Raw genomic sequence first — 21,171 nt, 5'->3', positions numbered from 1 at the left:
GCCGACTATTGCCGCCGCGCCGCACAGAAATCGAAGATCGCCTGAGACACCGCTTCGATCATCTGCGGATCGGCATCAGCCGCGGTGAACAAGCGGAACTGCGCATCCGGCAACGCCGGCAAGCCATGTTCCGCATCCAGCGCCGCCAGCCCTTGGCCCAATTGACTCAATGGCATCGGTGCCACGGCAAATCCCGCCAGCGCCGCTGCGCGCAAACCGGCATTGCTGGAGCAGAGCATGGCGGTGCGCTGCGCGATTCCGGACTGGGCCAAACGGGTCAGCGCCGCTTCACGATACGGACACGGCTCAGGGAACAACGCCAGCGGCAATGGCGTCGGCAGTTGCGTAAGCGGTCGCGCGGCCCACGCCCACACCAACGGCTCTTGCCAGAGCAAGCGCCCCGACTCGCCGGTTTCACACAGCGAGCCGATGACCATTTCCAGGTTGCCCTGCTGCATCTGGCTGAGCAAAGTCCCCGGAATGTTCACCTGCACATCGATCTCCATTCCCGGGTGCTGCGCCGCGCAATCCTGCAATGCGCGCAACAACCGCGCCTCGACAAAATCCTCGGAAACCCCAATTCGCACCCGCCCCTGAAACGGCGTGCGCGTGAGTTGCGTCCAGGCATCGCGGTGCAACGCCAGAATCGTCCGCGCATAAGCGATCAGGCGCTCGCCGTCAGCCGTGAGCTGTTGCGAGCGCGTGGTGCGCTTGAGCAGAGGTTTGCCGACTTGCTCTTCCAGCCTGCGCAGATGACCGCTGACCGCCGATTGGGTCAGGTGCAGTTTTTCGGCGGCACGACTGAAGCCGTCCTCATCGACAACCGTGACAAACGTCTTGAGCAGCAGTGCGTCAAACATAGTGAGATACGTGATCAATGGTGGATTTATTCACGATTTATAGTTTGATGCGCGCTATGTTGCAATGCCTCGCACTGTCCACCCGAACTGTCGAGGCTTAGCGTGACCACCCTTCTGCACATCGAATGCTCACCGCGCAAACAACGCTCCGCGTCCCTGCAAGTGGCCCGCAGCTTTATCGATCGTCATCTCCAGCACCATCCGCAGACGCACGTCGAAACCCTCGATCTGTGGAGCCTGCAGCTGCCGGAGTTCGGTGAAGAGGCGATGAATGCCAAGTACGCAGGCCTCAGCGGAATAGCGCGTACAGCGGCCCAACAATCGGCCTGGGAAGAACTCGAGACACTCGCCGCCCACTTGCATCGTGCCGATATTCTGGTGATGTCAGTGCCGCTGTGGAATTACAGCATTCCCTACAAACTCAAGCACTACATTGACCTGGTGTCGCAGAAAGACATCCTCTTCAGCTTCGACCCCGAGCGTGGCCCGCAAGGTTTGCTGCACGGCAAAACTGCTGTGGTCGCGTATGCCCGTGGCCTGGATTTTTCGGCGCAATCGACCACGCCCGCCGAGCGGTTCGACTTTCAGAAACCGTACGTGGAAGCGTGGCTCGACTTTGTCGGGATCACCGATGTGCACGCGTTGATCGTCGAAAAGACCATTCTCGGTGAAGACCTCGACCGCGATTCGCGACTGCTCGCCTCACAACAGGCGCGGGATCTGGCTGATCGTCTCGCGCGGGCCGGGTGACACCCACGAAAGCCTTTCACTACACTGGGCCACCTTCCTTCTCGTAAACCCGATCGCAATGACAATTCTAAAAAGCACGATGATCCTCTGCGGTGCGCTCACTTTGGCCACCGCCGTTCAGGCGCAGGAAAGCACTTCACACCTCGACAGCATCCAGCAACAAGGCCAGTTGCGCGTCTGCACCACCGGCGACTACAAGCCCTACACCTTCAAACGCACCGACGGCGACTTCGAGGGCATCGACATCGCCATGGCCCGTTCGCTGGCCGATAGCCTCGGGGTCAAGGTCGAATGGGTGCAGACCACCTGGAAAACCCTGATGCCGGACATGCAGGCGGGCAAATGCGACATCGGCATGGGCGGTATTTCGGTGACGCTGGAGCGACAGAAAAAAGCCTACTTCAGCAACACCCTCGACACCGACGGCAAGATCCCGTTGGTGCGCTGCGCCGATGTCAGCAAGTACCAGAGCGTCGAGCAAATCAACCAGTCCAACGTGCGCCTGGTCGAACCTGCCGGCGGCACCAACGAAGCCTTCGTCCACGCCTTCCTGCCCAAGGCGCAACTGGCCTTGCACGACAACGTGACGATCTTCCAGCAACTGCTCGACAACCAAGCCGACGTGATGATCACCGACGCCTCGGAAGCGCTGTATCAGCAGAAACTCAAACCGGGGCTGTGCGCGGTGAATCCGCATCAGTACATGCAATATGGGGAGAAGGCTTACTTGCTGCCGCGCGATGACATCAGCTGGAAACTGTACGTTGATCAGTGGCTGCACCTGAGCAAGGCCACCGGCAAATATCAGCAAACGCTAAGCGAATGGATTGCCGTACCTACCGCCCAATAACCCTGTGGCGAGGGAGCTTGCTCCCGCTGGACTGCGCAGCAGGCCCAATCTTTCAAGGCAAAAGAAAGGGCCGCTTCGCGACCCAGCGGGAGCAAGCTCCCTCGCCACAGGTCATGTGTGATCAATCCTCATGCAACATGCCAGAGCTGTACTGATTCAAGCTGCTGCCAATACTGTTCCCGCCAAACTTCAGCGTATTGGCATTACTACGCCCTTCCTGCGACTGACAATCCGAGGAAAAACAACTCGTAGTCGTTAGCCCACCCGCCCCCGAACAAGCACTCAACACCGATACAGCTGCAGCAATCAACAGCACTTTGACGACACTGGCGCTCATGGCACGATACCCCTCGGGATGAAAAGCGACGATCTTGTGCCAACATCCTAGGCCCGCCCCGCACGCGGCAACATGAAACTTTGCGGATCGACAGCGCGGGTTCAGAATCGCCTCCCTGCCAGACAACGACATCCCATGCAATTGCTCCCTCTCACCGACGCCAGCCCCGCCATTCAGGCTTACGTCCGCACCCTGCGAAACCAGCCCGACGTGCGCAAATACATGTACACCTCGCACGAAATCTCCGAGCAGGAACATGCGAACTGGCTGGACTCGTTAAAGGGCAATCCACGCCAGCAAGTTTTTGTGGTGATCAATGATGAGCAGGCGGTGGGGGTTGTTTCGTTGAATGCGATCAACTTTTTGCACAAGAGCGCGGATTGGGCGTTTTATCTGGACGTGGGGTTGCAGGGTAAGGGCTTGGGCAGTGTCGTTGAATTCTGGATGCTTGATTACGCGTTTGGCGTGGTGGGGCTGGAGAAGCTGAATTGTGAAGTGCTGGCGATGAATTCGGCGGTGGTGAAGATGCATCAGAAGTTTGGGTTTGAAGTTGAGGGGGTGAGGCGGCAGAACGTGGTGAAGGATGGGGTTCGGGTCGATGTTGTTCTGCTCGGTATTAGCAAAAACGAATGGCAGAACAAGCGCCCGGCCTTACAAAGCGTGATTACCCGACTTGAGAGCCGCGCTGTCGGCAGCCCTTAAACACGAGGCGGATATCCTCTCACTCGCACAGCACGTGAATGGAAGTCAGAAATGGTAGAGCCGGCGCCGCGAATAATCGACCCCGTCAAACGTGACTGGGCGTCGGCGACTGAACAGCAGCGATTCGACGTCCATTGGGCGCTGTCAGATGCGTTTGTCGACAATGAGGTCAACTACGCATTTATCGCACGCGAAACCGAAGACTACGACCCACAAGAGATAAAGCGAATCCTCTACGAAGAGGTCGCACCTGTTTGCCATACGAATCTGGAAACCGTGATTCCAATGATCTGGTCTGCCTTCAACTCGGAGCAGTTGAAGGCAGACATAGCAGAGACTTTGAAAGCCCGGGAAAACAGCCGCTTTCGACGGCAGATAGACAAACTGCTGATACGTTGGCTGACGTTTCGATACAAATACATTTGGAAAGAGATCTCCAGGCATTATCGAAAGTGACCGACCCCATCGCTAGCTAATAGTTGGCGACCGCCGCAGCCTCCAGGCCATACCAAAAACTGTTTTTGATGGGCGCTTGGACTTTCGCTCAAGGACAAGTCAACAGCCACCACAACCCGCCCTTCAGGATTGGACTCATCAGTGAAAGACTGTGCCAATCCTCGATCGATCTTCTGAAAACCAGATCCCGGTGACCTTACCGACAATGTCCTCAACGGCGACCTGCCCCATAAAACGGCTATCGTTACTGCTATCGCGGTTATCGCCGAGCAAATACACGTGGTCTTTCTCGATCACCGTCTGCGGCGTTTGCAGATAACGACGATCCTTCACGCGCTCTGGCGGTGCAAAGAACAACCCCATGTTTTCACCGTTGCGAATGACCTTACCGTCAACGATCGACAAGGTATCGCCACCCACTGCGGCGACACGTTTGACCGCCTCCGTGCCGTTGTAGCGATAAACCACAATGTCGCCAACCTGCGGCGCGTCGATACGCGTTTTGGTGACGATGTAGTCCCCGATCGAGAGAGTCGGAACCATCGAGCCAGAGGGAATGAAGTAAGTCTTGAACCCTAGCGTCGGGCCTCGCAATGGCCCCAGCAGAACAAGCGAAACGATGATCAGCGCTACCACGTAAAGCACATGAAAACGGCTGCTGGGACTGTCCACCGAGCTGTCTTCTTTACGCGCCAGCATTGCCGCCGCCGTGGCCGATCCCAGTTTCACCAGCACGATAAAAATGCCGAAGACATACAAACCGATTGGCGTCGTCGTTACTCCGCACACGCCAAGCAAAACCACACCGACGTAGAGCAGCGCTGCCACGCGCACCGCCCATTTAACGCGACCGACATAAACCAGACCCCAGCCAGCCACCAGGCACGACATCACGAACGCTTGCAGCGGATTTTTACGAGTATTCATAAACTCTCATCGACGAGGTTGAAAGCGATCAGTGCTTCCGTGGAATTGCGGCGTTTTTCAACGCGGCGTGCGCGAAATGCTACTGAATGGCCATCATTCTGTCCATGTGGGCAAATGGGTGATTCCAGCGCTTTCCTCTCATGGCGACGGACTAACCGCCGTCGCCACGAAGGTCAGGATTTACGCCTTCAACTCGACGTTATCCAACGCCTGATTCACCGCCAACTCACCTAGCATCACCACCTGAGCAATGCCCAGCGCGGTTTTGCGGTGCGCGGGGTCGAGTGCTGCTGCGAAGTTGTTGAGCATTTCGGAGGCGGAACCGAGGGTTTCGCTGGCGTTGGCCAGGAGGGATTCGGTGTCGTACTTCGGATTGGCGAGGTACATGCGCTCGGGCTCGTTGGTGCTGGCCATGATGCGGTCAGCGGGAAGGAGGTAGTGATCGAGTGCGCGTTCGGCGGCTTCGTGGAGTTTGCGCGAATCGAGGGATTCGTAGGGGGATGCGGGATCGGTTTCTGGTGGGTTGGGCGTTACTTTGAACATAGATGGAGCCTCTAGCGCGATTACTAAAAGGAGCCATCACCCACGCTACCAAACGATGGGTGGCGGCCATACGCGGGTTGGTAGACCGGTCGCACTAGAACCCGGCGCCCACGAATGGGCCCCACGCATGACCACCATGTAATCCGAGTCCTGGGAAAGCGACTGCAAAAAAATCGGGACAGATTTATTTCCATCCAGAAACCCAGAACAAATGCAGAGCAAATAAATCCGTCTCCCTTCGCCACTAACCAATTTGGACGTTTATTGCTTGGGCTTTTCAGGACTTTCAACCGTAGGGTTGCCACTACCTAATGGCTTTTCTGGGGTAGATAAGCCTAGAGCCTCCCCAGAAGTGACTTTTGCAGACACAGCCTCTTCGACCTGACTTTTTGTTTTATCTTGAATAGATGCTTTGAGTAAATTCCTGATGCCTGTCGGAGTACACCGCCCTATATAAGTATTAAGATCAGAAACAGCAAGATCCAGCGAGTCTATCCGAAGCGGCCAAATGCCCGTCGGCTCTGAGACTCTCTTCAATAGTGTATTTTTATCCTTGGCTTGTGCAGAGGCAACCAACTCTTGCAGCAAACCAATATCCGTGGAAGCTAAAAAAGCAGAATTATATGCATCAAAGGATGATGATGAAAAACCAAACGCCGAACCTACGCCCCCTGTAACAGCAGATCCAGCATCTGCCAAGCCAAGCATGGCTGTAGTCAGGCTCCCCACCAGAGTGGTTTGCTTTTGTGAGTAGTCACGCTGTGCACGAGTCCAGTCTATCCTCGAAAAATACTCGCTGCATTGAAGATCCGTATAAGTCATTCCACTTTCGAGAAATCTCCGCAAATTTAGCTGAGTGGGCTCTTTTTTGGCCAATGCATAGGCAGCCGAAAACCTGTAACCCTGTGAACTTAACAAAGGCACATCTGTTCTAGGCTTCTCAACTTCTATTGGCCCATCCACCAAAGGGTTACGATCATTATAGGGAGTTTGTAACGATGTAAACGAACCGCACCCTGCGCTTGTTACAACAAACGGGATTACACATATGAGCTTTTTAGCTGTGTCCCTAGTTCTCATATTCGCAGCTCCAAAAACAACAGATATTTTCCATGGAGGGGATTAGGCATCTGTCTGAGTAACGAGATGCAGCTCTTGAACCTATTACACTGCAGTCAAAATGCCACTACCCGAGAGTAGGCAACAAACTGAAAAATGTCGAAGATGGCGATTCAGAAATGAGCCTTTTCATTAGTAGGGAAGGCGTCGTTGGCTAACTCATCTTGAGTTTCGCGAACAGACATCAACTGCGATATCCATTCCTGATAAACTCCCCCACCTCCCAGCCCCACCCAATCCAGAACCGCCAATGTCCCCTATTCCCGCCACACCCGCCCCACTCTCCCGCCGCTTCTCCGTCGCCCCGATGATGGATTGGACCGACCGCCATTGCCGTTTCTTCCTACGCCTCCTATCGAAGAACGCCCTGCTCTACACCGAAATGGTCACCACCGGCGCGCTCCTCAACGGCGATCACGAACGCTTCCTCCGTCACAACGAAGCCGAGCACCCTCTCGCCTTGCAGTTGGGCGGTAGCGTTCCGTTGGATCTGGCCGCCTGCGCCCGCATGGCCCAGGAACACGGTTACGACGAAGTAAACCTGAACGTCGGCTGCCCAAGCGATCGTGTGCAAAACAACATGATCGGCGCGTGCCTGATGGGTCACCCGCAACTGGTGGCGGATTGTGTGAAGGCAATGCAAGACGCGGTGTCGATTCCGGTGACGGTAAAGCACCGCATCGGCATCAACGGTCGGGACAGTTACGCCGAGCTGTGTGATTTCGTCGGCACCGTCCGCGATGCCGGGTGCACCAGTTTCACCGTGCATGCGCGGATTGCGATTCTGGAGGGGTTGTCGCCGAAGGAGAATCGTGACATTCCGCCTTTGCGCTATGACGTCGCGGCGCAGCTGAAGGCGGATTTTCCGGCGTTGGAGATTGTGCTGAATGGCGGGATCAAGACGATGGAGGCTTGTCACGAGCATTTGCGGACGTTCGACGGTGTGATGTTGGGGCGTGAGGCTTATCACAATCCGTATTTGCTGGCGGAGGTGGATCAGCAGTTGTTTGGCAGTTCGGCGCCGGTGATCAGTCGGGCTGAGGCGTTGGCGCAGTTGCGTCCTTATATAGCCGAGCATTTGTTGGCCGGAGGTGCGATGCATCACATCACGCGCCATGTGCTGGGCCTGGGCACGGGGTTCCCGGGGGCGCGGAAATTCCGTCAACTGTTGTCGGTGGATATTCACAAGGCCAAGGATCCGCTGGCGTTGCTGGATCAGGCGGCTGAGTTGCTTGAAGGTCGTTGATTGAAATTTTGAGTGTGCGGGCGACGCATGAGCGTTGCCCGTTGTTTTGTTGTACCGACAGGATGTCTTTTGTTTATGCCCGCGTTTACTTTTTCTGCTTTCAAGCGTTTCACCCTCCTCGCCTTGTTCAGCTTCACTTGCGACGTTTATGCGCACTGCGATGGCTTTTGCATGGGCCGTACCGATACGCCGTGGGAGGTGACGCAGTTTTCCGGCTTCACTTTGGTGTCTTTAATCCTCGCACCTATTTCGTCTAGCCAGGAAACGACTGACAGTCACAAGCGTGTTTACTCTGCCGAGGAACAGGAAGACGCGCGACTCTATCTGGCCAGCGACGGCATGCTGCAGGCCGCGTATTTCACGTCGGCCTTGCAGCGCTTTCGCCAGGAGTCGCCGGATTCGCCGCTAAACGATCTGGCCATTGCGGCGTTGATCAGCAGCCAGTGATCAGGCGGCCGCTGCTGCGGTCCAGTTGACCCAGCCAAACAGCCACGTCGCCAGAATCAACAAACCAAAGCCGATCCGATACCACGCGAACGCGGCGTAGCTGTGGTTGGCGATAAACTTGAGCAAGCCGCGCACGGCGATCATCGCGAAGATGAATGCGGTGACGAAGCCTAAGGCGAAGACTGGCAGGTCGTTGGGCTGGAACAGGTCGCGGTATTTGTAGCCGGAGTAGACGGCGGCGCCGACCATGGTCGGCATGGCGAGGAAGAACGAGAACTCAGTAGCGGCTTTGCGCGACAGGCCGAAGAGCAGACCGCCGATGATGGTCGAGCCGGAGCGCGAGGTGCCCGGAATCATCGCCAGGCATTGTACGAAACCTATCTTCAGTGCGTGAGACCAGCGCATGTCGTCGACGTGCTCGACGCTGATCACGTGATTGCGCTGTTCGGCCCACAACATGATGACGCCGCCCACCACCAATGCCACGGCGACGGTGATCGGGTTGAACAGGTATTGGTGGATTTTGTCAGCAAACAGTACGCCGAGTACCACGGCTGGCAGAAACGCAATCAGCAGATTGAGGGTGAAGCGTTGTGCGTTGCGTTGGGTGGGCAGGCCTTTGACGATATCGAAGATCTTCGGTCGAAACTCCCAGACGACGGCAAGAATGGCACCCAGTTGAATAATGATGTTGAACGCCATGGCGCGTTCGCCGCCGAAATCGAGCAAGTCGGCTACGATGATTTGGTGGCCGGTACTTGAGATTGGCAGGAATTCAGTCAGACCTTCTACCGCACCTAATATCAACACCTGGAAAAGGGTCCAGAAATCCATTAATCCTCCGTCAGAGCGCTCTTGATGAGCGACCGGGTAGTAACACTCAGGGGTTGAGTATCTGAAGTTACACAATTGGTTTGTTTGAAGAGCAAAAGATCGTCCGATCGCGGCCCGAACCTGCGGCAGCTCCTACAGGGGGAACGTATGCAAAGTAGGAGCTGCCGCAGGCTGCGATCTTTTGCTCTTGAAGAATAGGTCTTATGAATTGCCACACTCAAGCCATGTTAGTAATCGTCGGCCGACGAACTAAGAGGAAAATATTTAAGCCTTCCCTGGAAAAAAACTTGCCCAACCAACAAAGTGTGATCAATATCACACAATCCCGAGATGGCCAGACAGTGGCAAAAGGACATAGACAAAGCCATCGCAATAGACTCAAAATAGTGGCACCATTGCATATCGCCACTATCTAATCACTAGTTCACAGCTCCGCGAAAATCAACTAAAAGCTTGAAAAGCTTATTTATTGTTAGAAAACTCGCGAGACACGTCTAAAATCCGCGCAAATGTTACCAATTGTCAGTCACAGATGAGAACCGGTGCTTTAACATCCCGATGTCAGCACTAATTCGAGTCAATGCATGATGCTCTCAGGGAACTTAGCGACTAGAAGCCCGCGCCCGAAAAATGACGAACCTGGTGTTCTCACTCTGGGTCGTACCCGTTGCGTGGCTGAACATTTTAGTGCGCTGGTCGCCAAGCATGTGCACACCGATATGGCACTTGAGGCTAGTTCCTACACTAGTTCTTATCAGCTAAATGAATATTGCGACTCTTATCGGGCCATCTTCCTGGTCATCGACAATCCACAGGCGCTTGAAGACAATCTGGCGCTGGTGCAGAACCTGCGCTCGGGTAATTTGAAACCGATCATTTGCGCGGTCATCACCGGTCGCGGCGCCTTCAACAAGATCAAATATTATCTTGCCGGCGCGGACGCTTGTATCAAGCTCAATACCCTTGCCGATGATGGCGCCGACTTGCTCAGCGAATTCTTCAGCAGTGAAGAGTGGCAGCGCGATACCAATCTCACGCTTGATCCGACGCGGATCTGCCTGATGGACACCAGCAAGAAACTCGACATCTCTTTTGCCGAGATGAAGATCCTGGAAGCCTTTGCGCAAACCAGCAACCACATTCTCAGCCATGATGAAATCGCCAGCATCATGGGCCTGAACAGCAATTTCTACGACCCTCGAGCGCTGGAAAAATCGATCAGCCGCTTGCGTGGAAAAATCAAGGACATGTATGGTACAAACGCGATTCAGAGCATTCGCGGCTATGGCTATCGCCTGCTGCGGGGTCTGATATCGACTGCCTGAGTCACGGGCAGCCAATCCCTTTTGCAACGTACGAAGGATCGTCCAATGCAACCATATCGTTCTATCTGCATCTCACGCCTATTAGAAATCAAGCAATTGAATGAGCGCGGCAACACGACCCATAAAAATAAAACTCCATAACATAGCAGCAGTTCGAGTGGAACTTATCGAGGGCCATTATTGGGCCCAGACCCTGCCTATCGATTACTTCCAAGGAAGTCATTGCTCGCCTGCCGATTTATCTTTTAGCCAATTTTGGTGTGTATTTAGGAGAGAGACATGGAAACTAGTACAACCCTCCCAAGGAAATATTTTGTTGTCGTGACTCACAGCACAACGTCGCAACGTGAACTCGAGAGTATCCTCGCCAGCGAACGCTTCAATTCGTTTGGCAACTCTGAAGGTGTTGCGTCGCCCTCCTCCGCGCCAATGGTGATGGAGTTCACATATCCAAGCGTTAGTCGAAAGAATGTTGCTCGCAGCATTGAACATGACACCCAGCGAATTCTCGCGACTCTTGAGTCCGAATGGCTGGCAGCGCAAACCGCCAATCCTTTTCAAAGTATCCCGGCATTGACCGGTGAAAGCAGCAATATGCCACCGGCCATCGAAGGCGATCTGCCTTGCAGCGAAACCTGGCATCTCGACAACGATCAAGGTGCACTGGTCAAGGACGGTATCGAGATCAGTCTGACTGGCCTGGAAACAGCACTGGTCAGGAAAATGCTCAATCATGAAGAGCGCGTTGTCAGCCGAGACGAGTTGATCCTCAGTATCGGTCGAGAGCCGGAGCAATATCGCGGCCTGGAAATGTGCCTGAGTCGCCTGCAGGACAAATTCAAAAGCGCCAGTAATGGCGAGCGCCTGTTTCGTGCCGTAAGAAATCGCGGTTATTGCCTCATTCAGGAAATCGTCGCTTAAACGCGCAACCGACACCGCGAACAAAACAAACAGATTCAAGTGCGATTACAAAAACAACAAGAGCACTCTGTTTGGGTTCACCTCCCTTTGATAATAGAAACTCCCTGCCTCCACCCCTCCAACAGTAACAAATACGACAACACTTATTCACCCCCTGCTCTGCGACCTTTTCTAACAATCTTCTATTTAATTATTAAAAAGTTGGCACTGTGCCATCTTGTTAGAACTCGTCAGACACCATTTCCGTCGATAACTTAGTCTATTGACTGACGACAGTTCGGCATATCGATGTTGTTATCTCAAGACACTCGCTAGAACAAAAACAATAAGTCTGCATAACAACTCGGCTTTCAACTGTTGAAACCTGAATGGACGTCTTTTGGGGATATCGTATGGATCTTTCTCTTAGTATCAATCGAAGCGCAGGCCTCAAGGGACTGACCTTTTGGGGCCAATGGGCGCTGGCGCAGGGCTTTGTTGTAACGCTGTTGTTTATCCTCGCCGAGCAGCACACCGGGACGGTCGCGTTTTACTACCGTATGTGTGCAACGCTGGCGGTGCTGGCTTCGGTGCCGGCGTATACGTTCAGCGGTGTTTATCGCAAGCGTGACAACTACCTGACCGGGCTGGGCCGGCTGTTCATGGGTTGGTCGATGACGATGGCGGCGCTGGCTTGCATTGCGTTTGTCTGCCAGGCCGATGAGCTGTTTTCGCGGCAGGTGATCCTGAGCTGGGCGGTGTATGGCTTCCTCGGCCAGGCGTTTTTGTATGCGCCGCTGCATGCGTTTTCGAAGTTCTATCAGCGCTCGCGCAAAAGTGAGCACAAGACGCTGATTGTCGGCACCGGTGAACTGGCGTTGGGTCTGGCGAAGAAGCTCAGCCAGCTGGAGAATCTGCCGCTGGTGGGCCTGGTCAGCAACGGCGACGTGTCCGCGCTAGGTAAAGATGCACCGCGCGTAGTGGGCGCTCAGGAACAGTTGCTGGAGCTGATCGAAGCACACGACATCCGCCGTTTGTACATCACCCTGCCACTGTGCGAAGCGGCGAAGATCGAAGCGATGTATGTCGATTTGCTCGGGGCCAACGTCGATGTGGTCTGGGTGCCGGATCTGAACGCGCTGACGCTGCTCAATCACTCGGTGAAAGTCGTGGATGGCCTGCCGGCGATCTACCTGAACGAGAGCCCGCTGACCAGTCGCCCGACCGCTGCCTTGAGCAAGAGTCTGGTGGAGAAAACCGTTGCGTTGCTGGCGATCATCGCGCTGAGTCCGATCCTGTTGATCATCGCTCTGGCGGTGAAATTCAACTCGCCGGGGCCGGTGTTCTTCAAGCAGGATCGCCATGGCTGGAACGGCAAGGTGATCAAGGTCTGGAAGTTTCGCTCGATGAGCGTGCACGATGACCGCGATGTGAAACAGGCCAGCCGCAATGACTCGCGCATTACATCGGTCGGGCGCTTTATCCGTCGCACTTCGCTGGACGAGTTGCCGCAATTGTTCAACGTGCTGCAAGGGCATATGGCCCTGGTTGGCCCGCGCCCGCACGCTGTCGCGCACAACCATTTCTACTCGGGGAAAATCCTCGCCTACATGGCGCGCCACCGGATTAAACCGGGCATCACCGGGCTCGCGCAAATCAGCGGCTGCCGCGGTGAGACGGACACCCTCGACAAGATGCAGAAGCGCGTGGAGATTGACCTGCAGTACATCAACAGTTGGTCGTTGTGGCTGGATCTGAAGATCCTGGTGAAGACACCGTTTACGTTGCTGTCGAAGGATATTTACTGAGGCTCGACGCTACACACCGCAAGGGGACGAAAGTCCCCTTTTTTGTGCGTTGGATTTGGTGGTTGGCCGTGGATCCGTGGCTCAACACATAACCCCTGTAGGTGCGAGCCTGCTCGCGATCGCGGTGGGTCAGGCAAGACGATGTCGGCCGTTCTGACGCCTTCGCGAGCAGGCTCGCTCCCACAGAGGAATGGGGTTGCGCACAGGGAGCGGGATGGACACAAAACATTGTGGGAGAATCTCCCACAGGGATCTGGGTGTGGCAGTGGATCTGTGGCTCAACACATAACCCCTGTAGGAGCGAGCCTGCTCGCGATGGCGGTGGGTCAGGCAAGACGATGTCGGCCGTTCTGACGCCTTCGCGAGCAGGCTCGCTCCCACAGAGGAATGGGGTTGCGCACAGGGAGCGGGATGGACACAAAACATTGTGGGAGAATCTCCCACAGGGATCTGGGTGTGGCAGTGGATCCGTGGCTCAACACACACCCCCTGTAGGAGTGAGCCTGCTCGCGATCGCGGTGGGTCAGCAACGCGGATGTCGGCTGGTCTGGCGCTATCGCGAGCAAGCCTTGCTCCTACGGGATGTACGGTGTTTGTGGGATCAGCGCTTACTCCGTGATCTTCTCGAAATTCCGATAAAACACGTCCCCTTCCCGGCTATCGGTCATCGAGTGCAGCTGGAAGCTGCGGTTGAGTCGTGCACCACCGTCACGGGTCAGCGGCGCCCAGACCAGGTTGGCGCGGCGCATGGTCGACATGCTCATCATTTCGTCGAACGGAATCGACAGGTAGAGGCCCTTGTCGAAACTACCCTCGCCATACTCGGCACTGCTCGCGGTGGTGATCGTCGCCCACGCACCAAAGCGCACACCGTTGAAAAACTCCCGCGAGATATCCAGCGTGCCACCCCAATCCCCAGCCAGATAACGACCGACGCTGACAGCCGCCAACGTATCGAACGGCAAATCCGTATACCCGGTGATATGCCCGGTCACCACCGAGTAATCACGCAGGGCAAAACCCTGATCAAAATCACGCTGGCGCACCCAGTTGATATCCGCGCCCACCGACCAGCGCTCGCCGGTCGGCCGGAACAACACCTCACCGCCCACACCGGCAAACATCGACTCCAGATAGCCGCCGTAAACCATGCCATACAGGTCTTTATCCAACTGCTCGGCATGGCTGACCTGGAACAGCGGCATCGTCGTGTTGGACGTGGTCAGGTACTGACGCAAATCCGTGCGCACGCGCGGCAAACCGCTCGGCGCATCGTAGGTGAATTTGTCGAAGTTGTTGACCAGGTTGGCGCTGAGCAAACCGTTCCACCAAGTGTTGCGATTGAAACGATATTCAGCGTCCGCATCGGCAGTGAATTGATAGAGCAAACCATCTGGGCCGCCGACGTTCTGTTTGAAGCCCAGCCCGACGCCATAACTGAAATGCTGCGGCGCTTCGGTGTAGAGGGTTTTCTCGTTGTGCGGCATCGCCGGATTGATCTCGGTGGTGCGGTGCAACGACTGCAGCGGTTCCTCGTTGTTGATCACTTCGCGGAAAGTCTGGCGCGGCACACTGGTTTCTTCCAGGGGCAAGTCATAGCGCTTGTTGACCACAGTGAACCAGTCGATATCGTCATTGACGCTGTTGTCGAGAATCCGGCTCGCCCGCCCGACTGCCTTCGACGAATGGAAGTATCGCTGCTGCTCGCCATAGACGATCAGCTCGGAATCACGCTGGGCAATACGCTCGACTTTATAGCCGGCATTCTGCTGCAAACGCTGCGATACGTTGGCCCAATCGACCTGTTCCATCGACGCGGTCGGCGCCTTCGCCGGCAGTGGTTCCGGTGTCGGGTCGTAGGTCTTGGCCGGCGCCTTGCGACTGACGAAATTGGTGTGCAACGTCACACCAAACATCGCCGTGTTGCCGCGTTCCCACGCTGCGCTGAGGTCAATCGAATCGGTGACCTTGAACACCGCACCAAGGTTGATCGGCGAGTCCTGCTTGATCTCGTTGTCCTTCGGCTCGTGCTTGTAGTCGTTGCCTTCGAATTCGAGTTTCAGGCTGAGGCGATCCCACGGCGTCTGATAGCTCACGCCACCGAAAAACGACGGCCGGCCACGAAAGTATGAGCCCGAGTTGACGTCACCGGTGCCTTCTAGAGCTGGCCGGGTATCGAAACGATCGCTGACGTAGCCCAACGGGTTGTCGATATCGCCGCGATTACCGAGGTAGCCCCAGGCAATCCCGGCGCTGAAATCGAAGTTGTCGTAGCGTTTGTTGGCGACGAAAAATTCACTGGAGAACAAACCCGTACCGCCGACGTCTCGGAAGCCCAGCGCCACGTCGGGCAGCCAGTGGCTTTCCTGCCACAGCCGGACTTTGACGTCGACCGCCTTATCCTTATAGCTTTGGCTGCCGCTAAGGGCCTCCGAGCCGTAAGGCCGGTTGGTGATCGCGGTGTAGCGAAACGAGCCTTCGAGCCAATCCAGCGGCTGCAACGAAACGCTGTAGCGACTGTACGGTTCGGTGCGGTTGGCGTTGACGCTCAACTCGCCGGCCGGGGCCATGCGCGCCGTTGGCGTCTGCAACAGACCGGTGCCACCGAAGTCATTCTGGGTAATGCGCGGCTCTGCATGAACCAAACCACACGGCAATAACAACACAGCTGCAAAACGTAACTTCAACGAACCACCTCGGCCAGCTGCGTGGCAATAAATTCAGCCAACTGCTGATTCAGCTCAGGGATAGGCGGATCAAGATCGTCATTTTTAACCGGCACCAGAATCTTGCTGCCAGCCACGGGAAAGTGCCCGCTCTCGCGATTCCAGTGGGCAATGCCGACGCGCTGCGAAGCGCCGTTGGGCTGGATCAGCCACAGGTAATCGGCCTCGGCGTCACTCAGAATTGTGCAGCCTTGCAGGTATTCACGCGCCTCCAGCAACGGCTGATACGGCAAGTGGCACGGCTCGGCGACGGCACCGATTACTTGCACTTCATCGACGCGTTTCGGGTAGATCAGGCGATCGCCATCGCCGAGACGAATGTTGCGTGCGAAGCCGACTTCCAGTGCGACCGGATCGAGATCGGCGATCTGCCGTCCGGTGACCGGCATCTGCCGCACTTCTTCAGCCATGCGCTGCGCCAACGCCGCACGACTCGGCCGGTCGAAAAGCATCGACATGCGCTGCAGCACGTCCAGATCGAACAGCACGCCGACCTTCAGCCGTGTCTGCTCCTCAACCAGCGACTGACGCAGCAATCCGCCCGCCAGCCAATAGCCTTGCGCATTCGGCACCGCAACGCTGATCACATCGAGCAAACGCCCGCCCGGCGGCAGTTCAACGGGACCCGGATTGGCCACGTCACCGGTGACAGTGACGGCTGCGTGGCTCATGCCAGCGATCAGCATCAGGCACGCCGATAGCAAACCCCGGCGCGTCACGGCAGGTGCCTGCGATCAGGAGTCAGCTGCACAATTTTCACGCGCAGTTGCGAAGTCAGTTGCTGCTCGCTCTGCAAGATGAAACCGTCACGCGGATCGACCCAGTAACGATTCGTCGCGTTCAAGCCGATGGCCGGCGCGTCAATCTGTTCATCGACACGCAGCACGGTGTATTGCTTGTCGAGAATCTGCAGGGTTTGTTCCGATCGCCGGGAGAAACGACTGTTGACGATCACCCCGACTTCCTGGCCCTTGTACAGATCGATCCAGCGCCGCGTGGTGAAACCATCGGCGACCCGATGCAGACCTTGCTTGAACGGCGCGTCATCGGCCAGCCGCGTGCCATCCAGGTCGCCTTCCAGCCCGAGGCCGACACTGCGTACGGCGAGGCCATCGCGCAGGAGCAATACCTGTTTGCCGGAAGCGACCCAGAACTGCAGATCCTCGCGCTCGCGCATCAGCGCCAGCACACCGGAACCGGACGGCGTGGTCAGTTTCAGTTGCGGGTAGTTGACCGCAGCCACTTCGGCCGCCGTCACGTCCACCTCATCCGGGCCGACGACCGCTGCCTTCAGGTTGTTCAACGAAGCGCTCATCAACGGGTTACAGCCACAGAGCAACGAGGCCGCCATCAGGCAGACGCCAACTTTCAAGATGTTCAAAGTCGGCAACCTTATTTGCTGTTGTTACTGAATTCGCTCCAGTTCTTCGCAGCGGAAGCGCCTGTACCGACAATCGATGCCGACGGCACCAACTGACTGATGAAGCGGTTCCAGCGAGTCACGTTGGCAGGCCCGACATAGACGACGTCTTGAGGACGCACTTCGAAGTGCGAAGCGAGCGCCATGGCGGTCGGCGATTCAGCCTCCAGTTGATAGATTTTCGCCGGTTCGACATCGAGGTTTTCCACACCGCGAATCACGTACACCGCATTGCCATTGGAAGTGGTCTGGCTCAAGCCACCGACCGAACCGAGTACGTCGGACAGGTTCATCGTCGCCGTCTTGAAGCTCAATGCACGCGGCTGGTTGACTTCGCCCATGACGTAGATGCGTTTGTTGTCGTTGTATGGCAGGTACAGCTGATCGCCGCCCTTGAGGTAGACGTTCTGCAACTCGGAATCCGGTTGGTTGAGCGAGTCCAGGTTCAGCGGATAAACCCGTCCCTTGCGGGTCAGCAGCAGTCCGGACAAATCGGCGTTATTGGTGTCGATGCCGGCCGAACCCAAGGCTTCGACGACGCTCAGCGGATTGGTCGAAATCGCTTGTGGACCAGCCTTGGTCACCGCGCCGGTGACCACGACTTTCTGACTGGCGAAACGCAACACCGCGACATCCACTTGCGGCTCGGCGATGAACGCCGAGAGCCGCTGTTCAATGTCAGAGCGCAGTTGCTGAATGGTCCGGCCGGTGGCCTGGACTTCCTTGATGAACGGGTAATAGAGCGTGCCGTCGGAGCGCACCAGGCGGCCGTTGGCATCGATCTGTTGCTGCGCGCCGGACGGGGCCGTCAGCTCCGGGTGATCCCACACGGTGATGTACAGAACATCGTTGTTGCCGATGCGGTATTCGGCGGGTGTCGCCAACAGTTCCGCAGGCACTGACTCACGCTTTTGCGTGGCACGGTTCATGGAGATCAGTTTGGGGGTGATCGGGATCAACTCGACCCGGCTGCTTTCACTGGCGCCTTGGCGAGTGATGCTGCCGGTGCTCAGGTACTGACCGGGGGAAAACATGCAACCTTGCAAAGCGAGACTTGCCAACATTAAAAGATAAACACTACGAGTCATAATGGCACTACGCTATTCAAGGGCGAATCCAAAAACAAAGTCACCCGACTTGCGTCGGGCGACCTTGTACTGCACTAACAGAACTTCCTGTTAGTTATGCGTGCCGGTTGTACCGGTGGTACCCGTCGTACCGGTGGTACCGCCGTTGGCACTGCCACCACTGTTGGACGCCGCTACAGCACTGGCAACCATTGCAGTACTGGCTGCAGGCGCTTGAGAAGCCGCTACATTGCCACCTACATTGGTTACCGCTGTCAGCGGCGCTTCAGCAGCGGCAGCCCAGTTGCTCAACATCGTCAACAGGGCAATTGCCATCACTTTCTTCATATCAACTCCTTTCTAACATTCGACCTGTTAAAAAACCGGTCTGTGTTAGCGGTGGTAGAGTTCAAGCCCGCAAAAAGCGCGAACAAGATCCGTTGTTCTTTCACAGTCTTACCCAACTGATAAAAGTCGAACGGCAGGTTTATATCTACGGACTTGCAAAAGGCATTGCCAGTGTAATTTCCCGACGTAATCTAACAACCTGACTGAAAATAACATTGGACTAAATGGCCATCATTGCAGATAGCCTTTGGGATGATTCGACTGCCAGCGCCAAGTATCGGTGACCATGTCCTGCAAGTTGCGCGTGGCCGTCCAGCCAAGTTCTCGCGCCGCCTTGGAAGCATCCGCCCAACTCTCGGCGATATCCCCGGAACGACGCGGCATCACCCGATACGGCACCGGCTGCCCGCAAGCCTGTTCGAAGGCGCGCAGGACTTGCAGCACGCTGTAGCCATCGCCAGTGCCGAGATTCCAGGTGTGGATGCCGGTGCGCCCGCTGATCGACTGCAACGCCTTTAAATGGCCGTCCGCCAGATCGACGACATGGATGTAATCGCGCACGCCGGTGCCGTCCACGGTTGGATAATCATCGCCAAAGATCGACAGCTCTTGCAGGCTGCCCACCGCGACCTGGCTGATGTAAGGCAGCAGATTGTTGGGGATGCCATTGGGGTCTTCGCCCATATGCCCGCTGTCGTGCGCGCCAATCGGGTTGAAGTAGCGCAGCAAAGCGATGCTCCAGCGCGGCTCGGACTGACACAGGTCGCGCAGCACGTTTTCGACGATCAGTTTCGACTGGCCGTAAGGATTGGTCGGCGTGCCGGTGGGGAAATCCTCGCGAATCGGCATCTGCTCAGGCTCGCCATACACCGTCGCCGACGAGCTGAACACCAGCCGGAACACCCCCGCCGCTGCCATCGCCTGACACAGCGTGATGCTGCCGCTGACGTTGGTTTCGTAGTACTCAAGCGGCTTGCGCACGCTCTCGCCCACCGCTTTCAGCCCGGCGAAATGCAGGACGGCTTCGATGCTGTGCTCGCGGAAAATCCGGTCGAGCAAAGCGCGATCGCAGACATCGCCACGAATCATCTGCGCGCTCTTGCCGCAGATGGCTTCAACGGCGTGCAATGCCGCATCGCTGCTGTTACAAAGATTATCCAGTACGACAACTTGATAACCTGCTTCAAGCAATGCAAGTGTGGTGTGCGAGCCGATATAGCCAGCACCACCCGTTACCAGAATCTTCATAGCGCGGTCCGTCAATGGATAAGTACCCGGTAGCGTGTCAAGCCTGATTTATCGGAGTTGTGCTGCAATCCACATAAACAAGCCGACAACAACCTCGAACAAAATTAGTTCAACGACTGGCAATAAATATTTTTCCAGCTCAAACTGTATTGCCAGGTACTTATTAGCACTTCAAGTGCACCCATCACTATCAACAGATACCGACTAAAAATAACTAAAAAGGCTCTAACCGACATCTCATAACATTGTCATGCTTTACCCTAACGATTAATTGCCATGAACAACCTGACTCAGGTATTAAAGCAATCGTTCAATACTATTGAAACTTGCCCACTTGCATGAGTGCGCGCATTCGTCGCCTGTGTTCCATGACTGTCCAGGATACTTTTATGATTCGTAAATGTTTGTTCCCCGCTGCCGGCTATGGCACACGTTTCTTGCCGGCAACTAAAGCGATGCCCAAGGAAATGTTACCGATCGTCAACAAGCCTTTGATCGAATACGCCGTTGAAGAAGCACGGGACGCCGGCCTGCAACACATGGCCATCGTCACCGGCCGGGGCAAACGCGCGCTGGAAGACCATTTCGACATCAGTTACGAGCTGGAACATCAGATCCGCGGTACCGAGAAAGAGAAGTTCCTCGCCGGCACCCGCGAGCTGATCGACACCTGCACCTTCTCCTACACCCGTCAGGTCGAAATGAAAGGCCTCGGCCACGCGATCCTCAGCGGCCGTCCGTTGATCGGCGACGAGCCGTTTGCCGTGGTGCTGGCCGATGACCTGTGCCTGAACCTGGAAGGTGACGGCGTGCTCACGCAGATGATCCAGCTGTACAAGAAATTCCGCTGCTCGATCGTCGCCATCCAGGAAGTCCCGGCCGATCAGACGCACAAGTACGGAGTGATCGCCGGCGAGCTGATATCCGACGGCATCTACCGGGTCAACAACATGGTGGAAAAACCGGCACCACAAGACGCGCCATCGAACCTGGCGATCATCGGCCGCTACATCCTCACGCCGGATATTTTCGACCTCATCGCCGATACCGAACCGGGCAAGGGCGGCGAAATCCAGATCACCGACGCGCTGATGAAACAGGCGCAGAACGGTTGCGTGCTGGCCTATAAATTCAAAGGCATGCGCTTCGATTGCGGCGACGCCGAGGGTTATTTGCAGGCGACCAACTTCTGCTACGAGAACGTTTACCTCAAGGGCCGCTGAGACGGCCCCGACGCCACCTCACGCCCACTCTTCAC

Annotated in this window: 22 protein-coding genes; 10 read left to right on the top strand and 12 right to left on the bottom strand. The window is 56.1% G+C overall.

From position 1 onward, the window contains the following. Positions 1-5: 5 nt before the first annotated feature. On the bottom strand, positions 6-860 hold the full coding sequence (locus ACIPZE_RS16240) for a LysR substrate-binding domain-containing protein (protein WP_400773854.1): 855 nt from the start codon (positions 858-860) through the stop codon (positions 6-8). A gap of 102 nt (positions 861-962) precedes the next feature. On the opposite strand from ACIPZE_RS16240, the gene ACIPZE_RS16235 reads away from it, so the two are divergent. Beyond that, positions 963-1,610: an FMN-dependent NADH-azoreductase gene (locus ACIPZE_RS16235; RefSeq protein ID WP_283435808.1), complete on the top strand. Its 648-nt coding sequence runs from the start codon at positions 963-965 to the stop codon at positions 1,608-1,610. 58 nt (positions 1,611-1,668) lie between these two features. Next, positions 1,669-2,460: a transporter substrate-binding domain-containing protein gene (locus ACIPZE_RS16230; RefSeq protein ID WP_400773851.1), complete on the top strand. Its 792-nt coding sequence runs from the start codon at positions 1,669-1,671 to the stop codon at positions 2,458-2,460. Positions 2,461-2,581: 121 nt separating this feature from the next. Here the strand turns inward: ACIPZE_RS16230 and ACIPZE_RS16225 are convergent, their stop codons facing one another. Further along, positions 2,582-2,797, bottom strand: coding sequence for a hypothetical protein (locus ACIPZE_RS16225; RefSeq protein ID WP_283435806.1), 216 nt, complete (start codon positions 2,795-2,797; stop codon positions 2,582-2,584). 135 nt (positions 2,798-2,932) lie between these two features. Here ACIPZE_RS16225 and pseH point away from each other — a divergent pair, with 135 nt between their 5' ends. Beyond that, positions 2,933-3,499 (top strand): UDP-4-amino-4,6-dideoxy-N-acetyl-beta-L-altrosamine N-acetyltransferase, encoded by a 567-nt coding sequence (pseH, locus tag ACIPZE_RS16220; protein ID WP_400773849.1) that lies wholly within the window; start codon positions 2,933-2,935, stop codon positions 3,497-3,499. A 51-nt stretch (positions 3,500-3,550) separates the two neighbouring features. Continuing rightward, on the top strand, positions 3,551-3,955 hold the full coding sequence (locus tag ACIPZE_RS16215) for a hypothetical protein (protein ID WP_129394746.1): 405 nt from the start codon (positions 3,551-3,553) through the stop codon (positions 3,953-3,955). Between the two features lie 138 nt (positions 3,956-4,093). Here ACIPZE_RS16215 and lepB read toward each other — a convergent pair whose 3' ends face one another. The 3 genes from lepB to ACIPZE_RS16200 all read right to left on the bottom strand — a co-directional run bounded on the left by lepB (position 4,094) and on the right by ACIPZE_RS16200 (position 6,247). Continuing rightward, positions 4,094-4,882, bottom strand: a complete 789-nt coding sequence (lepB, locus tag ACIPZE_RS16210; RefSeq protein ID WP_400773846.1) for a signal peptidase I — start codon at positions 4,880-4,882, stop codon at positions 4,094-4,096. A 180-nt stretch (positions 4,883-5,062) separates the two neighbouring features. After that, positions 5,063-5,425: a DUF6124 family protein gene (locus tag ACIPZE_RS16205; RefSeq protein WP_400773844.1), complete on the bottom strand. Its 363-nt coding sequence runs from the start codon at positions 5,423-5,425 to the stop codon at positions 5,063-5,065. 261 nt (positions 5,426-5,686) lie between these two features. After that, on the bottom strand, positions 5,687-6,247 hold the full coding sequence (locus tag ACIPZE_RS16200) for a hypothetical protein (protein WP_400773839.1): 561 nt from the start codon (positions 6,245-6,247) through the stop codon (positions 5,687-5,689). 547 nt (positions 6,248-6,794) lie between these two features. On the opposite strand from ACIPZE_RS16200, the gene dusA reads away from it, so the two are divergent. Both dusA and ACIPZE_RS16190 read left to right on the top strand, forming a co-directional pair. Beyond that, positions 6,795-7,790 carry a tRNA dihydrouridine(20/20a) synthase DusA gene (gene dusA, locus ACIPZE_RS16195; protein WP_400773836.1) on the top strand — a complete coding sequence of 332 codons (996 nt, stop codon included), beginning with the start codon at positions 6,795-6,797 and terminating at the stop codon, positions 7,788-7,790. Positions 7,791-7,817: 27 nt separating this feature from the next. Then, positions 7,818-8,237 carry a DUF2388 domain-containing protein gene (locus ACIPZE_RS16190; RefSeq protein ID WP_400773834.1) on the top strand — a complete coding sequence of 140 codons (420 nt, stop codon included), beginning with the start codon at positions 7,818-7,820 and terminating at the stop codon, positions 8,235-8,237. Here the strand turns inward: ACIPZE_RS16190 and ACIPZE_RS16185 are convergent, their stop codons facing one another. Then, positions 8,238-9,071 (bottom strand): undecaprenyl-diphosphate phosphatase, encoded by an 834-nt coding sequence (locus ACIPZE_RS16185; protein WP_400773832.1) that lies wholly within the window; start codon positions 9,069-9,071, stop codon positions 8,238-8,240. 584 nt (positions 9,072-9,655) lie between these two features. Here ACIPZE_RS16185 and ACIPZE_RS16180 point away from each other — a divergent pair. The 3 genes from ACIPZE_RS16180 to ACIPZE_RS16170 all read left to right on the top strand — a co-directional run bounded on the left by ACIPZE_RS16180 (position 9,656) and on the right by ACIPZE_RS16170 (position 13,104). Continuing rightward, on the top strand, positions 9,656-10,396 hold the full coding sequence (locus ACIPZE_RS16180; protein WP_400773829.1) for a winged helix-turn-helix domain-containing protein: 741 nt from the start codon (positions 9,656-9,658) through the stop codon (positions 10,394-10,396). A gap of 279 nt (positions 10,397-10,675) precedes the next feature. Beyond that, on the top strand, positions 10,676-11,317 hold the full coding sequence (locus ACIPZE_RS16175) for a winged helix-turn-helix domain-containing protein (RefSeq protein ID WP_283435757.1): 642 nt from the start codon (positions 10,676-10,678) through the stop codon (positions 11,315-11,317). 392 nt (positions 11,318-11,709) lie between these two features. After that, positions 11,710-13,104: an undecaprenyl-phosphate glucose phosphotransferase gene (locus ACIPZE_RS16170; RefSeq protein ID WP_129394757.1), complete on the top strand. Its 1,395-nt coding sequence runs from the start codon at positions 11,710-11,712 to the stop codon at positions 13,102-13,104. A 608-nt stretch (positions 13,105-13,712) separates the two neighbouring features. Here the strand turns inward: ACIPZE_RS16170 and ACIPZE_RS16165 are convergent. The 6 genes from ACIPZE_RS16165 to galE form a co-directional block, all read right to left on the bottom strand. Then, on the bottom strand, positions 13,713-15,791 hold the full coding sequence (locus ACIPZE_RS16165; protein ID WP_400773826.1) for a YjbH domain-containing protein: 2,079 nt from the start codon (positions 15,789-15,791) through the stop codon (positions 13,713-13,715). Next, positions 15,788-16,501: a capsule biosynthesis GfcC family protein gene (locus ACIPZE_RS16160; protein ID WP_283435754.1), complete on the bottom strand. Its 714-nt coding sequence runs from the start codon at positions 16,499-16,501 to the stop codon at positions 15,788-15,790. Before ACIPZE_RS16160 ends, ACIPZE_RS16165 begins: the two co-directional genes overlap by 4 nt. Before the next feature lie 44 nt (positions 16,502-16,545). Next, entirely contained in the window at positions 16,546-17,211 is a 666-nt protein-coding gene (locus tag ACIPZE_RS16155) for a YjbF family lipoprotein (RefSeq protein WP_283435753.1), read from the bottom strand. An 11-nt stretch (positions 17,212-17,222) separates the two neighbouring features. Continuing rightward, positions 17,223-18,284, bottom strand: coding sequence for a polysaccharide biosynthesis/export family protein (locus ACIPZE_RS16150; protein ID WP_129394761.1), 1,062 nt, complete (start codon positions 18,282-18,284; stop codon positions 17,223-17,225). A 144-nt stretch (positions 18,285-18,428) separates the two neighbouring features. Continuing rightward, complete coding sequence (locus ACIPZE_RS16145) at positions 18,429-18,665, bottom strand: hypothetical protein (protein ID WP_129394762.1); 237 nt, start codon at positions 18,663-18,665, stop codon at positions 18,429-18,431. Positions 18,666-18,896: 231 nt separating this feature from the next. Next, positions 18,897-19,913 (bottom strand): UDP-glucose 4-epimerase GalE, encoded by a 1,017-nt coding sequence (galE, locus tag ACIPZE_RS16140; RefSeq protein ID WP_283435752.1) that lies wholly within the window; start codon positions 19,911-19,913, stop codon positions 18,897-18,899. Positions 19,914-20,302: 389 nt separating this feature from the next. Here galE and galU point away from each other — a divergent pair, with 389 nt between their 5' ends. After that, positions 20,303-21,136, top strand: coding sequence for a UTP--glucose-1-phosphate uridylyltransferase GalU (gene galU / locus ACIPZE_RS16135; RefSeq protein WP_053122017.1), 834 nt, complete (start codon positions 20,303-20,305; stop codon positions 21,134-21,136). Positions 21,137-21,171 lie beyond the last annotated feature (35 nt).

It is taken from the genome of Pseudomonas sp. NPDC089741 (genome assembly GCF_044748825.1).
Classification (GTDB): domain Bacteria; phylum Pseudomonadota; class Gammaproteobacteria; order Pseudomonadales; family Pseudomonadaceae; genus Aquipseudomonas; species Aquipseudomonas helmanticensis.
The sequence above is the reverse complement of the archived record's forward strand: the minus strand, read 5'-3'. Positions and strand labels throughout refer to the sequence as shown.

Bases quoted from the DNA above. Each gene is read 5' to 3' on its own strand.
- ACIPZE_RS16200 (WP_400773839.1), bottom strand. From the start codon at position 6,247: ATGACTTATACGGATCTTCAATGCAGCGAGTATTTTTCGAGGATAGAC.
- pseH (WP_400773849.1), top strand. From the start codon at position 2,933: ATGCAATTGCTCCCTCTCACCGACGCCAGCCCCGCCATTCAGGCTTAC.
- ACIPZE_RS16230 (WP_400773851.1), top strand. From the start codon at position 1,669: ATGACAATTCTAAAAAGCACGATGATCCTCTGCGGTGCGCTCACTTTG.
- ACIPZE_RS16215 (WP_129394746.1), top strand. From the start codon at position 3,551: ATGGTAGAGCCGGCGCCGCGAATAATCGACCCCGTCAAACGTGACTGG.
- ACIPZE_RS16185 (WP_400773832.1), bottom strand. From the start codon at position 9,071: ATGGATTTCTGGACCCTTTTCCAGGTGTTGATATTAGGTGCGGTAGAA.
- ACIPZE_RS16205 (WP_400773844.1), bottom strand. From the start codon at position 5,425: ATGTTCAAAGTAACGCCCAACCCACCAGAAACCGATCCCGCATCCCCC.
- ACIPZE_RS16180 (WP_400773829.1), top strand. From the start codon at position 9,656: ATGATGCTCTCAGGGAACTTAGCGACTAGAAGCCCGCGCCCGAAAAAT.
- galU (WP_053122017.1), top strand. From the start codon at position 20,303: ATGATTCGTAAATGTTTGTTCCCCGCTGCCGGCTATGGCACACGTTTC.
- ACIPZE_RS16150 (WP_129394761.1), bottom strand. From the start codon at position 18,284: ATGTTTTCCCCCGGTCAGTACCTGAGCACCGGCAGCATCACTCGCCAA.
- dusA (WP_400773836.1), top strand. From the start codon at position 6,795: ATGTCCCCTATTCCCGCCACACCCGCCCCACTCTCCCGCCGCTTCTCC.
- ACIPZE_RS16240 (WP_400773854.1), bottom strand. From the start codon at position 860: ATGTTTGACGCACTGCTGCTCAAGACGTTTGTCACGGTTGTCGATGAG.
- galE (WP_283435752.1), bottom strand. From the start codon at position 19,913: ATGAAGATTCTGGTAACGGGTGGTGCTGGCTATATCGGCTCGCACACC.
- ACIPZE_RS16225 (WP_283435806.1), bottom strand. From the start codon at position 2,797: ATGAGCGCCAGTGTCGTCAAAGTGCTGTTGATTGCTGCAGCTGTATCG.
- ACIPZE_RS16145 (WP_129394762.1), bottom strand. From the start codon at position 18,665: ATGAAGAAAGTGATGGCAATTGCCCTGTTGACGATGTTGAGCAACTGG.
- ACIPZE_RS16190 (WP_400773834.1), top strand. From the start codon at position 7,818: ATGAGCGTTGCCCGTTGTTTTGTTGTACCGACAGGATGTCTTTTGTTT.
- ACIPZE_RS16170 (WP_129394757.1), top strand. From the start codon at position 11,710: ATGGATCTTTCTCTTAGTATCAATCGAAGCGCAGGCCTCAAGGGACTG.
- ACIPZE_RS16160 (WP_283435754.1), bottom strand. From the start codon at position 16,501: ATGAGCCACGCAGCCGTCACTGTCACCGGTGACGTGGCCAATCCGGGT.
- lepB (WP_400773846.1), bottom strand. From the start codon at position 4,882: ATGAATACTCGTAAAAATCCGCTGCAAGCGTTCGTGATGTCGTGCCTG.
- ACIPZE_RS16175 (WP_283435757.1), top strand. From the start codon at position 10,676: ATGGAAACTAGTACAACCCTCCCAAGGAAATATTTTGTTGTCGTGACT.